The following is a 12,482-nucleotide window of genomic DNA, read 5'->3' as shown; positions in this document are numbered from 1 at the left end:
ATGAAGGTCATAGTGTTCAAACTGAAACTTGTTTCAACTTCAAGTCAGATCGTCGGCCGAGAGGTGCGTTTCCTGTGAGGATGTCGGAGCAGTTCCACCGCGAGATCGATTCCTACCTGGCGAACCTGGCGGACCTCCGCCGGCGCGCCTGGCCCAAGGCGGTCGGGCGCACCGTCGACTACCCGTTCGGGGAGTCCACGGTCACGCACTACCTCCGGTCGTGGGCCTCGGAGCGCCCCGACCACGCCGCGATCGTCTACCACGGGCGGACGGTCACGTACGCCGAGCTGGACCGCGCGAGCGACCGGGTCGCCGCGTACCTCGTGCACCGCGGCTTCGCCCCCGGCGACCGGGCCGCCGTGATGATGCCGAACTGCCCGCAGTTCATCATCGCGTTCTTCGGCATCCTGAAGGCCGGTGGCGTGCACGTCCCGGTGAACCCGATGTTCCGCCGCGAGGAGATCAACTACGAGCTGCTCGACTCGGCCGCCACCTTCGCCTTCATCCTCGACGAGGTCGCCACGGAGTTCCGTGCGGGCGGCGAGGGCACCGACGTCGCCGAGGTCATCGCCTCGGCCAACACCGACTTCCTGCCGGACGGCGCCGACCTCCCGCGCGGCATGGTGGCCGACGCGCCGGTCACCCCCGACACGACGCGCTTCCTCTCGGTCGTCGACCGCGACGACCTGCCCGTGCCGGCCGACCCCGACGACCCCCACGCCCTCGCGGCGCTGAACTACACGGGCGGCACGACCGGCATGCCCAAGGGCTGCGAGCACACGCAGGCCGACATGCTCTACACCGCCGTGAGCGGCGGGCAGTTCGGCTTCGGCGGCGGCCCGGACACGGTGAGCCTCGTGTTCGTCCCGGTGTTCTGGATCGCCGGCGAGGACGCGTTCCTCGTGTCCGTCATGACCGGCGGCACCTGCGTGCTGCACTACCGCTGGGACGCCGAGGAGGTCCTGCGGTCCATCGACACGTACGGCGTGACCGCCATGGCCGGAACGGTCGACAGCTACCTCGAGCTCCTGGACACGGCGAAGGACTCGGGCCTGTCGCTGGCCTCCATGAAGTCCCCCGTGACGATGTCCTTCGTCACCAAGCTCACGGTCGAGATCCGCGAGCGGTGGGCGCGCGAGACCGGCGCCCCGGGCATCATCCGCGAGAGCTCCTACGGCATGACCGAGGACCACACCCTGGACACGTTCACCCTCGGGCTGCAGCAGGACGACGCCGACCTGAAGGGCCGGCCCGGCTTCACCGGCATCCCGATCCCCGGCACCGAGGTGGCGATCGTCGACTTCCAGTCAGGCGAGCTGCTCCCGGTGGGTGAAGAGGGCCAGATCATCGTGCGCTCCCCCAGCATGATGCGCGGCTACCACAACCGGCCGGACGCGACGGCCGAGACGCTGCGCGACGGGTGGCTCCACACCGGTGACATCGGCATGGTCGACGAGACAGGCGCGCTGCACTACCTCGGCCGCACCAAGGAGATGCTCAAGGTCAACGGCATGAGCGTGTTCCCCTCCGAGCTGGAGCACCTCTTCAGCCGGCACCCCCGCATCGCCGCCTGCGGCGTGATCGGCATCGCGGACCCGAAGAAGGGCCAGGTGCCCGTCGCCTACGTGCAGCTCGAGCCCGGGGCGGCGTCCGAGGTCACGGCCGACGACCTGCTGGCGTGGTGCCGCGACCACATGGCCACGTACAAGATCCCGCGCGTCGAGATCATCGACGAGATGCCGCTGGCGCCGACCGGCAAGGTGTCGAAGGTCGGCCTGGAGAAGCTGGCCTCGTCGATCGCGCCGCAGTGACGTCGGACGGAGCGCCCATGGCGACCACGCCTGCCCTCGACGGGATCCGGGTCCTGGAGCTGACCCACGCGATCGCGGGGCCGCACACCGGACAGATCCTGGCCGACCACGGGGCCGACGTCATCAAGGTCGAGCCGCCCGGGGGCGAGCTCGCTCGTCAGGCGATGCCCCTGGCCGACGACGACAGCATCTACTTCTCGGCGCAGAACCGTGGCAAGCGCAGCGTGGTGCTGAACCTCAAGGAGCCGGACGACCTGGCGGCGCTGCTGCGCCTCGTGGAGGACTCGGACGTCGTGGTGACGAACTACAGCGTCGAGGTGCCCGAGCGGCTCGGCTGGGGGTTCGAGGCCCTGAAGGCGGTGAACCCGTCGATCATCATGGTCCACATCACCGGCTTCGGCGCGACCAGTCCCGACCGGGCGATGCTCGCCTTCGACGGCATCATCCAGGGCATGAGCGGCATCCCGCAGATGACCGGGACGCCCGAGGGCGACCCCATGTTCATCGGCACCTTCGTCGCCGACCACATCACCGCCTACCGCGCCACGATGTCGGTGCTGATGGCGCTGCGCGTCCGCGACGTCTCGCCCGAGGCCCAGTTCGTCGACGTCAACATGCTGAGCTCCTACATGGGCCTGCTCGCCCACGACATCCACGAGTCGCTCGACGGGCGCCCCTACATGCGGGAGGGCAACCGGGTGCCCGTGTCGATTGCGAACACGTACGCCGCCCGCGACGGCTTCGTGCACCTGGCCCCCGTCGGCCCCGTCAAGTGGGAGCGGTTCTGCCGCGCCGTCGGCCGCGACGACTGGGCCGAGCAGCTGCCGTACGACGAGGCCGTGCTGACCGGCCGTGACGAGGTCGACGAGTACCTGGCGCAGTGGTGCCGCGACCGCGCGTGCGACGACATCCTCGCCCTCATGCGCGAGCTGGCGGTCCCGTCCGGCCCCGTCCGCGAGCTGGACGAGGCCGTGCGGCACCTCGACGCGCGAGGGGACGAGAGCGTGGTCCGCGTGACGTCCCCCGCCGGGCGCACCGTCGCCGCGCCGGGGCCGATGACCTCGGTCGGGCTGGCCGACGGGCCGCGCCGGCTCCGGGTCCCGGCGATCGGGGAGCACGACGAGGAGGTGCTCGGACCGATCCGTGCCGCCCTGCGGGACCGGCGTCCCCCGGCCTGAGCCGGCCCGGCTCCGGGCGGCCGCGCCTGCCTTGTCACCCGCGCGAGCGGCCACCTAGCATTCCCACCACGCGTCCTCGACCCCCGTGACGCGGGCGAGACGGAGAGACGAGTGAGCACCCGAGCCAGCGCAGACCCCGCCCACGACGCGCTGCGGGTGGCCACCTTCTGGCAGCCGCGGGCCGAGGGCGCCGCCCGCAAGATCCTCGTCGGCGCCACCCTGGTGTTCAACGAGGTCGGCTACCACGGCGCCTCGACCCGGATGATCGCCCAGCGCGCGCAGATGAGCCCGGGAGCGATCTACATCCACTTCTCCTCCAAGGAGGAGCTGTTCTTCCGCATCGTCATGCACGGTCACTCGGCCTCGTGCGAGGCCCTGGTCCAGGCGTTGCGCTTCAGCACCGACCCCGCGGAGCGCCTGCGGCACTTCGTCGCCACGTACGCCGCCTGGCACGCGGAGTGGAGCCTCATCGCCCGGCCCGTCCACAACGACATGCAGGTGCTCACCGACGAGCACTTCGCCGAGGTCGTCGAGGTCCGGCGGGCGACGATGGCGCTGCTCGACGAGATCCTGGCCGCCGGGGTCGCGAGCGGGCAGTTCTCCGTGCCCGACCTCCCCGGCACGCGCCGCCTGCTGATGTCGGTCTGCATCGACGTCAGCCGCTGGTACGTCGAGGGCGGCCCGCGCTCCCCCTCGGCGATCGGCCTGCAGTACGCAGATCTGGCGCTGAAGTTCGTCACCACCTGAGCCGCGGGCGCGGGATCACCGCGTGAGCGTGAACCCGTCGAAGGTCTGGCCCACCTTCGTCGCGGGTCGTGCGTCCTTGCCGCGGTGCCCCACGACCGCGCGCACCTTCAGGCTCGTGGGCGTCACGGTGATCACCTGGTAGGTCGACGTGCGATACGCGGCCTTCACCCGCGTGGCCCCGCCCGCCCTCCAGTCCCGGCTCGAGGAGTCGTAGTACTTCGGCCCGCTGACCGACGTCAGGTAGGTGACGCCCGCCTTGCGGCCGCGGGCGTACGAGTGGTCGTGACCCGACAGCACGAGGTCGGCGTCGTACCTCTCCAGCGTCGGCAGGAACCACTTCCTCATCTCGGTGTTCCTCCGGTCGCCCACCGAGGCGAACGGCCCGCTGTGCATCAGCACGATCGACCACGGCCGCCGGTTCGTCCGCAGGGCGTGGGCGAGGAACGACCGCTGCGGCCGCAGGTCGGAGGCGAACGTGTCGAGCACGATGACCCGGGCCGGTCCTTGGTCGACGAAGAACCACGTCCGGCGCTGGTCGGGGAACCCGTTGGAGGGGAACTGGAAGTAGGAGCGGAATCCCCGCCCCGCGCCCGAGCGGCACGGTGACTTGAGCCGGCACTGCTCGTGGTTGCCGATGGACGAGATCCAGTTGCGCCACTGCCCGGCCGGCGAGAGCGCCTCGTGGAGCTGGGACCACTCGCGACCCACCCACGGCTTGTTCACGACGTCGCCCGCCTGCAGGAGCAGCCTCGCGTCGGGGAACCGCTCGGTCGCCCTCGTGATGATGCGGTCCGGGATGCCGTCGTTGTCGTTCTGGGTGTCCCCGAACTGCAGCAGCCGGAAGGAGCGGTTCGCCGGTCCCGCGGTGGTGAAGGCGCGCCACCGCGTGGTCACCCCGCGACCCACGATCCGGTAGCGGTACCGGGTCGACGGCGCGAGACCGGCGAGGCTGGCGACGTAGCGGTACTGCCGGCTCCCGGCCGTGCCCGGTGTCGTGCCCAGCTTGCGGCGCGCGGGGGTGGTGACGGTGAGACCGTTCGACGCCACGGCCACGACGCGCTGGCCGGAGGAGGCGGAGGCACGGCTCCAGGACACGTACTGCGAGCGGTCGGGCGTCGCGGTGGGCGTGAGCAGGATCCGGTGGATGCCCGACGGGGTCGCCGCAGCAGGAGGGACCGCCGGCAGCACTGAGGTGGCCAGTGCCGCGACCAGCACGGGCACGGTGCGCACCCTTCCACGGTAGGTCGCTCCGTCGGATCCGTCATCCGGGCGGGAGTCGCCGGCGCGTACCGTGGACCCGTGCGCATGCGGATCGACCTGGCCTACGACGGGACCGAGTTCAGGGGCTGGGCCACCCAACCGGGGCTGCGGACCGTGCAGGGCGAGATCGAGGCCGCGCTCGGCACCGTGCTGCGCCTGCCCGAGCCGCCGCGCCTCACGGTCGCGGGACGCACCGACGCGGGCGTCCACGCGCGCGGCCAGGTCGCCCACGTCGACGTCGACAGCCACCCCGGTGTGCTCGAGCGGCGGCTGCGCCGGATCGTCCCGGAGGACATCCGGATCCTGCGCGTCACCCAGGCCCCCGAGCACTTCGACGCCCGCTTCGCCGCGATCGAGCGCCGCTACGTCTACCGCATGACCGACCACCCGGCGGGCCCCGACCCGATGCAGCGACGCATGGTCGCGGCGGCCCCGCGCCCGCTCGACGTCGGCCTCATGAACGAGGCGGCCCAGCACCTGCTCGGCGAGCACGACTTCGCGTCGTTCTGCAAGCAGCGCGAGGGCGCCACGACGATCCGCAACCTGCTCACGCTCCGCACGGTGCGCGGCGGCGAGACGATCGCCACCACGGTCCGCGCGGACGCCTTCTGCCACTCGATGGTGCGATCGCTGATGGGCTGTCTCGTCGCCGTGGGCGAGCGGCGGTATGAGCCGCGGTTCGCGGCCGAGATCCTCGCCGCCGAGACCCGCGATCCCCGCGTGAAGGTGATGCCGGCCCACGGCCTCGTGCTCGAGGAGGTCGTCTATCCCGCCGACGACCAGCTCGCCGCACGCGTCGAGGAGTCGCGCCGGCGCCGGGACGAGTGATGGCGCGCCTGCTCAGCGCCGGGATCCTCCTGCACCGCGTGCGCGACGGACGGCGCGAGGTGCTGCTCGGACACCTCGGCGGACCGTTCTGGGCGAAGCGCCACGAGCGGGCCTGGTCGATCCCCAAGGGCGTGGTCGAGGAGGGCGAGCAGCCCGCCGACGCGGCCCGGCGCGAGTTCCTCGAGGAGCTCGGCGTCCCCGTTCCCGACGGCCCCTGGGTGGACCTCGGCTCGGTGCGCCAGTCGCGCAAGGACGTCGTGGTCTGGGCCGTCGAGGCCGACCTGGATCCCACGGTGGTCGTGCCCGGCACCTTCGACCTCGAGTGGCCGCCCGGCTCCGGCACGATGCAGGCGTTCCCCGAGATCGACCGGGTCGCCTGGTTCGGCCTCGAGGACGCCGCCGAGGCCGTCGTCGCGGCCCAGGCGGTGTTCCTGGAACGTCTGCCCGCCGCTCGGTGATCGAGTGGCGGCGAGCGCAGCGAGACGCTGTATCGAGATCAGCCGCGCCATGGTCTCGATACACTCGCTCGTTCCTCGCGAGCACTCGACCGGCGAGCCCGCGTGCGGGCGTACCGTTGCTCCATGACGTGGAGCGAGATCGAGGCCTTCCTGCTCGGCTTCCCCGACACCGAGACCAGCACGTCGTGGGGCATGCCGGGCGTGAAGACCGGCGGCCGGTTGGTGGCGTGGTGGCGCGACCAGCACGACTCCCCCGGCTGCGTGGCCTTCAAGGTCGACCGTGCCGAGCTCGACGGGCTGGTCGAGGACTCCTCCACCCCGTACTTCACGATCGAGCACTTCCGGAAGTTCGACTCGAACGCGGTGCTCGTGCGTCCTGAGGACGTCGACCCCGACGAGCTGCGCGAGATGCTCACCGATGCCTGGCTCGTCACGGCGAAGCCGACGGTCCGCAAGGCGTGGCTCGCCGAGCACGGTGAGGACGCGTGAGCCACTACTTCGATCGCGCGCCCAGCACCCAGGACGAGCGCCGCACGATCTCGGTGGAGGTCTGGGGCGAACGGCGCGACTTCGTCACCTCCACCGGCGTCTTCTCCGGCGACCGGCTCGACAAGGCCACCGCGATCCTGCTGGCCGAGAGCAGCCCTCCCCCGGCCGGCTCCACCGTCCTCGACCTCGGCTGCGGCTGGGGGCCGATCGCCTGCTCGCTCGCCGCGCACGGCAGCACGGTGTGGGCGGTCGACGTCAACGAGCGCGCGCTTGAGCTCACGGCGGAGAACGCGCGCGGGCTCGACGTGCACACCGCGCTGCCGGAGCAGGTCCCCGCCGACCTGCGGTTCGACGCGATCTGGTCCAACCCGCCGATCAGGATCGGCAAGGACGCCCTGCACGAGCTGCTGCTCACGTGGCTGCCCCGGCTGCGGCCGGGCGGCGAGGCGCGCCTCGTCGTCGGCAGGAACCTCGGGGCCGACTCGCTCCAGCAGTGGCTCACCGACCACGGTCACCCCGCCGAGCGCGTGGCCAGCAGCAAGGGCTTCCGGGTCCTCTCGGTCCGCTAGCGCACCGGTGCCGCGGTCATCCGTCCGACGATCCCGGTGTCGTGCGTAGCGTCGACGAACTCCGGCTCGGTGAGCACCCGCGCGAGGAATACCAGGTTCGAGCCCGGTCCCACGATCTCCGTCTCCGCCAGCGCCTCACGAGCCCGCTCGACGGCCTCGGCGCGGGACGGGGCCCACACGATCAGCTTCGCCAGCAAGGGGTCGAAGAACGGCGTGACGATCGTGCCGTCGGCGTAGCCCGCGTCGACGCGGACTCCCTCACCCTCGGGCATCCGCCACGTCTCGATCGCGCCCGGTCGCGGGAGGAACCGCTCGGAGTCCTCCGCGTACAGGCGCAGCTCGATGGCGTGGCCCTGCGGCTCGACGCTGTACTCCGGAACGGTCGGGTCGCCGGTGGCGATGCTCAGCTGCCAGGCCACGAGGTCGACGCCGTGCACCGCTTCGGTGACGGGGTGCTCCACCTGCAGGCGCGTGTTCATCTCGAGGAAGAAGGACTCGCCGGAGTCGAGGTCGTGGATGAACTCGATGGTGCCCGCGCCGACGTAGCCCACGGACTCCGTGAGCGCGGCCGCTCGGCGCAGCAGGCTCGCCCGCGCCTCCTGGTCGAGCGCCGGGGACGGGCTCTCCTCGACGACCTTCTGGTGACGGCGCTGGACCGAGCAGTCGCGCTCGGACAGGGCGACCGCCCGGCCGCCCGGCAGGCCCATCACCTGCACCTCGATGTGCCGCGAGCGCTCGATGTACCGCTCGACGATCACGCGGCTGTCACCGAAGACCGACGCGGCCCGGCTCGTGACCGACTCGAAGGCCCGGTCCAACGACGCGGGATCCGGGACGACGGCCATGCCGATCCCACCGCCGCCGGCGACGGCCTTGAGCATCACCGGATAGCCGGCGTCCAGGGCGGCCTGACGGGCCTCGTCGACGGTCTCGACGGCACCGTCGGACCCCGGCGCCACGGCCAGTCCGGCGCGGACCGCGGCGGTGCGTGCCCCGGCCTTGTCCCCCATCAGCTCGATCACGTCGGGCGACGGGCCGACGAACACCATCCCGGCCGCCTCGACGGCCCGGGCGAAGGCGGCATTCTCCGACAGGAAGCCGTACCCGGGATGCACGAGGTCCGCACCGGCCGAGCGCGCCGCGGCGACCATTGCCTCGACGTCGCCGAAGTCGCGCGGGCCCGACAGCTCGACCGAGAGGTCGGCCTCCATGACGTACGGCAGATCGGCGTCGACGGCCGGGAACGCGACGGCTCCCCGGTGCCCGAGCTCGCGGACCGTGCGCAGGATGCGGACAGCGATCTCGCCGCGGTTGGCGATGAAGACGACGCTCATTCGAGTCACTTCCGCTTCGGGTCGAGGAGGCGCTGGATCTCGTCACCGATGATGTTGAACGCGAACACGGTGGCCGCGATCGCGATGCCGGGGATGAAGATCTGCATCGGCGCCTGGTCCAGGAACGTGTAGGCCCGCGAGAGGACGGCACCCCACGAGGCGGTCGGCGGCTGCACGCCCAGCTGCAGGAAGCTCAAGCTCGCCTCGGCGATGAGGGCGAAGCCCATGAGCACCGCGACCTGCACGAGGACGGGCTGGATGATGTTCGGCAGCACGTGCGGCAGGACCATGCGCCGCAGCCCGCGCGCGCCGAACGACTTCGCCGCCTCGATGTACGTCTCGGACCGGATGGCCATCGTCTGCGCTCGGGCCAGCCTCAGGATCGCCGGTGACATCACGATGCCGACCGAGATCATCGCCGTCGTGATGTCGGGCCCCATCGTGGCGGTGATGCCGATCGCCAGCACGATCGCCGGGAACGACATGACCGCGTCGACGACGCGCATGACGATGAGGTCGGTCGAGCCGGCGAGCCAGCCGGCGGCGATGCCCAGCGGCAGGCCGATCACGACCGAGATGCCCACGGCGAGCAACGCGGCCAGGACGGACACGCGGGTGCCGTAGAGCATGCGGCTGAACACGTCGCGACCGAGGTCGTCGGTGCCGAGCCAGTGGTCGCCGCTCATCGGCAGCAGGATCGCGTTGAGGTCCTGCTTGTTCGGGTCGTAAGGCGCCAGGAAGCCGGCGAAGAGGACGACGATCAGCACGATCAGCAGGATCGCGTAGCTCACGCCTACCGAGAGCCGGCCGGCCTTGCGGGCCCGGCGGGTCGGTGCGTCGGTCGTGGTGGCCAGGTTGGCGGTGTCGACAGCGGTCATCAGGAGATCCTCGGATCGAGCAGTCGGTACGAGACGTCGACGATGAGGTTCGTCAACAGGACGATCACGGCGGCGACGAACACCACCGCCTGGATCACGCCGTAGTCACGCTGGTTGGTCGCCTCGACCGCCAGCGATCCGATGCCGGAGAGGCCGAACACGGCCTCGACGACGACGGCGCCGCCGATGAGGCGCGACACCTGCAGGCCGATGATCGTGGCGAACGGCAGGCTGGAGTTCTTCAGCGCGTGCTTCCACACGATGCTGCGGTTCGACAGTCCCTTGGCCCGGTGCGTGCGGACGTAGTCGGTCGAGAGGCTCTCGACCATCGCACTGCGCACCTGACGGCAGATCTCGGCGCCTCCCACGAGCCCGAGAGCGAGCGCCGGCAGCACCAGGCCCTTCAGCGCCTGGGCCGGGTCGTCCTGGAGACTGACGCCTCCCGGGCCGGGGAACCACCCCAGGTTCAGCGCGAAGACGATGATCAGCATCATGCCGAGCCAGAAGTTCGGGATCGCGATGCCGAAGGTGGCACCCGTCGTGAGGAACCGGTCGAACTTCGTGTCGACCTTCTGCGCGGCGATGACACCGGTCGGCAGGCCGACCGCGATGGCCACGAAGAGGGCCATCGTGGTGAGGATCAGGGTCAGCGGCAGCCGCTGCATCACCAGGGCGGAGATCGACTCCCCGGTCTGGAAGGACGTCCCGAGGTCACCGGTGAAGGCGTTCCCGATCCACGTGAGGTACTGCGACCACAGCGGCTCGTTCAGGCCCAGGTCCTCGCGGATCCGCGCCAGGTTCTCGGGGGTGGCGTACTCGCCGGCGATCGCGACCGCCGGATCACCGGGGATCAGCCGCTGCAGCATGAAGACGATGAACGTCGCCAGGATGAGGGTGGGGATGGCCGAGACCAGGCAGGTTCCCACCACGCGCAGGATCCTCATGACGCCACCGTCCTTCCGATGCGCTCGCCGTAGAGCTCGTCGACACGCAGGCACGCCGAGGAGTGGTTGGGGAGGATCTCCAGCAGCGGGGGCTTCTCCTGGCGGCACTTGTCCTGCGCGAACTGGCACCGCGTGTTGAACCGGCAGCCCGGCGGGGGCGAGACCGGGCTGGGGATGTCGCCCTTCAGCACGATCCGGCGCTCGGCCGAGGAGTCGTGCACGAGCGGCTGGGCCGACAGCAGGGCCTCGCTGTAGGGGTGCAGGCTCTGCTTCACGAGGGACTCGGTCGTGGCGTTCTCCACGATGTTGCCCAGGTACATGACGCTGATGCGGTCGGCCAGGTAGCTGACCACCGACAGGTCGTGGCTGATGAACAGGATCGTCAGCTCGTAGGCCTTCTTGAGGTCCTGGAGCAGGTTGAGGATCTCCGCCTGCAGGGCCACGTCGAGGGCCGCGACCGACTCGTCGCAGACCAGCACCTTGGGGTCGGTGACCAGCGCGCGGGCGATGTTGGCGCGCTGCTTCTGGCCGCCGCTGAGCTGGTGCGGGTAGCGCTTCAGCATCTGCAGCGGCAGGCCCACGTCCTCGAGCGCCTTGGCCGCCACGGCCTCGCGGTCCTTCTTGTCGCCGCGACCCATGACGTCGAGCGGCTCGCGCACGCTCTGCAGGATCGTGCGGCGCGGGTCGAGGGCGCTGTGCGGGTCCTGGAACACCATCTGGACGGACTCGGAGAACGACCGGCGCTGCTTCGCACCGAAGCCGGCGACGTCCTCGCCGCGCCAGCGGACGGTGCCGTCGGCGATCGGGACCAGGCCCATCGCGGCGCGCGCCACCGTGGACTTGCCCGATCCGCTCTCGCCGATCAGGCCGAGGGTCTCGCCCTCACGCAGCTCGAGGGTGACGCCGTCGACCGCCGTCACGTGACGCCGGCGACCGATCGGGAACCGCACGGACACGTTGTCCAGGGAGAGCAAGGGGGCGGTCATGGGGCAACTCCTTCGAAGTCGAGCTCGTTCGAGCGGATGCACCGCACCTCGCGCGTGGGCGTCAGGGGCAGCAGGGCCTGCGGCACCGAGCACTCCGGCTGGGAGTACGGGCACCGCGACTCGAACACGCAGCCGGGGATCGTCAGGCCGGGCGGCGGCACACGTCCGGGGATCGTGGCCAGCCGTCCGCCGCGCGACTCCGGCGAGGGCAGCGCGGCCAGCAGGCCCGCGGTGTACGGATGGCCCGGGGACGCCAGCACCTCGGCGACCGGGCCGCGCTCGACGATGCGACCGGCGTACATCGTGATCATCCGGTCGCACGTCTCGGACACGACGCCGAGGTCGTGCGTCACGAACAGCACGGCCATGCCGCGCTCCTTCGCGAGGTTCTTGATGAGGTCGAGCAGCTGCGCCTGGATCGTGACGTCGACCGCCGTGGTCGGCTCGTCGGCGATGAGCAGCTTCGGGTCGCAGGCCAGCGCGATCGCGATCATGACGCGCTGGCGCATGCCGCCCGAGAGCTCGTGCGGGTACGCCTTCATGCGCGCCTTGGGGTCGGAGATGCCGACCGCGTCGAGCAGCGAGAGCGACTCGGTCCTGGCCTCCGACTTGCCCATGCCGCGCCGGATCCGGAGCGTCTCGACGAGCTGGTACCCGACCGTGAAGACCGGGTCCAGCGCCGTCATGGGCTCCTGGAAGATCATCGCCATCGGCAGGTCGCGGCGCGGGGTCCGCTTCTCGCCCTTCCCCTGCCACAGCGGCTTGCCGTCGAGGACGGCCCGGCCCTCGATCCGCGAGCTGCGCGGATCGAGGAGCCCCATCAGAGCCAGGGAGGTGACGGTCTTGCCACTTCCGCTCTCGCCGACGAGTCCCACGATCTCCCCCGGCTCGATCGTCAGATCGACGTCGTACAGGGCTTGAACCTGGTTCCCCTCGTGACCGAAGTGGACCTGAAGTCCTTCGACCGTGAGCAATGACATGACCGTCACCTCCTCTTGGA

Annotated in this window: 13 protein-coding genes; 7 read left to right on the top strand and 6 right to left on the bottom strand. The window is 70.9% G+C overall.

Annotated elements, in window-relative coordinates; genetic code table 11:
* The first annotated feature begins 80 nt into the window (after window positions 1-80).
* The 3 genes from H1W00_RS06150 (at window position 81) to H1W00_RS06140 (ending at window position 3,736) form a co-directional block, all read left to right on the top strand.
* The gene (locus H1W00_RS06150; protein WP_181754585.1) at window positions 81-1,811 is read left to right on the top strand and encodes an AMP-binding protein; all 1,731 of its coding nucleotides are present in this window, start codon (window positions 81-83) and stop codon (window positions 1,809-1,811) included.
* 17 nt (window positions 1,812-1,828) lie between these two features.
* Complete coding sequence (locus H1W00_RS06145; protein ID WP_181754583.1) at window positions 1,829-2,989, top strand: CaiB/BaiF CoA transferase family protein; 1,161 nt, start codon at window positions 1,829-1,831, stop codon at window positions 2,987-2,989.
* Between the two features lie 111 nt (window positions 2,990-3,100).
* Entirely contained in the window at window positions 3,101-3,736 is a 636-nt protein-coding gene (locus H1W00_RS06140) for a TetR/AcrR family transcriptional regulator (protein WP_181754581.1), read from the top strand.
* A 15-nt stretch (window positions 3,737-3,751) separates the two neighbouring features.
* Here the strand turns inward: H1W00_RS06140 and H1W00_RS06135 are convergent, their stop codons facing one another.
* Window positions 3,752-4,966 carry a metallophosphoesterase gene (locus H1W00_RS06135; protein WP_181754579.1) on the bottom strand — a complete coding sequence of 405 codons (1,215 nt, stop codon included), beginning with the start codon at window positions 4,964-4,966 and terminating at the stop codon, window positions 3,752-3,754.
* Between the two features lie 75 nt (window positions 4,967-5,041).
* Between H1W00_RS06135 and truA the strand changes: the two genes are divergently transcribed.
* The 4 genes from truA to H1W00_RS06115 all read left to right on the top strand — a co-directional run bounded on the left by truA (window position 5,042) and on the right by H1W00_RS06115 (window position 7,340).
* Complete coding sequence (truA, locus tag H1W00_RS06130; protein WP_181756188.1) at window positions 5,042-5,824, top strand: tRNA pseudouridine(38-40) synthase TruA; 783 nt, start codon at window positions 5,042-5,044, stop codon at window positions 5,822-5,824.
* Entirely contained in the window at window positions 5,824-6,282 is a 459-nt protein-coding gene (locus tag H1W00_RS06125) for an NUDIX hydrolase (protein ID WP_181754577.1), read from the top strand. The genes truA and H1W00_RS06125 overlap by 1 nt, the downstream gene beginning before the upstream one ends.
* A gap of 123 nt (window positions 6,283-6,405) precedes the next feature.
* On the top strand, window positions 6,406-6,771 hold the full coding sequence (locus H1W00_RS06120) for an MmcQ/YjbR family DNA-binding protein (protein ID WP_181754576.1): 366 nt from the start codon (window positions 6,406-6,408) through the stop codon (window positions 6,769-6,771).
* Window positions 6,768-7,340, top strand: coding sequence for a methyltransferase (locus H1W00_RS06115; protein WP_181754573.1), 573 nt, complete (start codon window positions 6,768-6,770; stop codon window positions 7,338-7,340). Before H1W00_RS06120 ends, H1W00_RS06115 begins: the two co-directional genes overlap by 4 nt.
* Here the strand turns inward: H1W00_RS06115 and H1W00_RS06110 are convergent.
* From H1W00_RS06110 to H1W00_RS06090, 5 genes are read right to left on the bottom strand one after another with little or no spacing between them, the layout of a single operon-like run.
* Entirely contained in the window at window positions 7,337-8,674 is a 1,338-nt protein-coding gene (locus H1W00_RS06110; protein WP_181754571.1) for an acetyl-CoA carboxylase biotin carboxylase subunit, read from the bottom strand. The genes H1W00_RS06115 and H1W00_RS06110 overlap by 4 nt on opposite strands.
* A 5-nt stretch (window positions 8,675-8,679) precedes the next feature.
* The gene (locus tag H1W00_RS06105; protein WP_181754570.1) at window positions 8,680-9,552 is read right to left on the bottom strand and encodes an ABC transporter permease; all 873 of its coding nucleotides are present in this window, start codon (window positions 9,550-9,552) and stop codon (window positions 8,680-8,682) included.
* The gene (locus H1W00_RS06100; protein ID WP_181754568.1) at window positions 9,552-10,496 is read right to left on the bottom strand and encodes an ABC transporter permease; all 945 of its coding nucleotides are present in this window, start codon (window positions 10,494-10,496) and stop codon (window positions 9,552-9,554) included. The genes H1W00_RS06105 and H1W00_RS06100 overlap by 1 nt, the downstream gene beginning before the upstream one ends.
* A complete protein-coding gene (locus H1W00_RS06095) occupies window positions 10,493-11,482 on the bottom strand; it encodes an ABC transporter ATP-binding protein (RefSeq protein ID WP_181754566.1) in 990 nt (329 codons plus the stop codon). Before H1W00_RS06095 ends, H1W00_RS06100 begins: the two co-directional genes overlap by 4 nt.
* A complete protein-coding gene (locus tag H1W00_RS06090; protein ID WP_194956244.1) occupies window positions 11,479-12,462 on the bottom strand; it encodes an ABC transporter ATP-binding protein in 984 nt (327 codons plus the stop codon). The genes H1W00_RS06095 and H1W00_RS06090 overlap by 4 nt, the downstream gene beginning before the upstream one ends.
* Window positions 12,463-12,482 lie beyond the last annotated feature (20 nt).

Origin of the sequence: Aeromicrobium phoceense (assembly GCF_013868155.1) — a bacterium.
In the GTDB taxonomy this organism is placed as follows: domain Bacteria; phylum Actinomycetota; class Actinomycetes; order Propionibacteriales; family Nocardioidaceae; genus Aeromicrobium; species Aeromicrobium phoceense.
This window is presented reverse-complemented; position numbering and strand designations above follow the sequence as displayed.

Excerpts from the sequence above, each read along its gene's own strand:
- truA (WP_181756188.1), top strand. The coding sequence starts at position 5,042 with ATGCGGATCGACCTGGCCTACGACGGGACCGAGTTCAGGGGCTGGGCC.
- H1W00_RS06125 (WP_181754577.1), top strand. The coding sequence starts at position 5,824 with ATGGCGCGCCTGCTCAGCGCCGGGATCCTCCTGCACCGCGTGCGCGAC.
- H1W00_RS06150 (WP_181754585.1), top strand. The coding sequence starts at position 81 with ATGTCGGAGCAGTTCCACCGCGAGATCGATTCCTACCTGGCGAACCTG.
- H1W00_RS06110 (WP_181754571.1), bottom strand. The coding sequence starts at position 8,674 with ATGAGCGTCGTCTTCATCGCCAACCGCGGCGAGATCGCTGTCCGCATC.
- H1W00_RS06105 (WP_181754570.1), bottom strand. The coding sequence starts at position 9,552 with ATGACCGCTGTCGACACCGCCAACCTGGCCACCACGACCGACGCACCG.
- H1W00_RS06120 (WP_181754576.1), top strand. The coding sequence starts at position 6,406 with ATGACGTGGAGCGAGATCGAGGCCTTCCTGCTCGGCTTCCCCGACACC.
- H1W00_RS06145 (WP_181754583.1), top strand. The coding sequence starts at position 1,829 with ATGGCGACCACGCCTGCCCTCGACGGGATCCGGGTCCTGGAGCTGACC.
- H1W00_RS06090 (WP_194956244.1), bottom strand. The coding sequence starts at position 12,462 with ATGTCATTGCTCACGGTCGAAGGACTTCAGGTCCACTTCGGTCACGAG.
- H1W00_RS06100 (WP_181754568.1), bottom strand. The coding sequence starts at position 10,496 with ATGAGGATCCTGCGCGTGGTGGGAACCTGCCTGGTCTCGGCCATCCCC.
- H1W00_RS06095 (WP_181754566.1), bottom strand. The coding sequence starts at position 11,482 with ATGACCGCCCCCTTGCTCTCCCTGGACAACGTGTCCGTGCGGTTCCCG.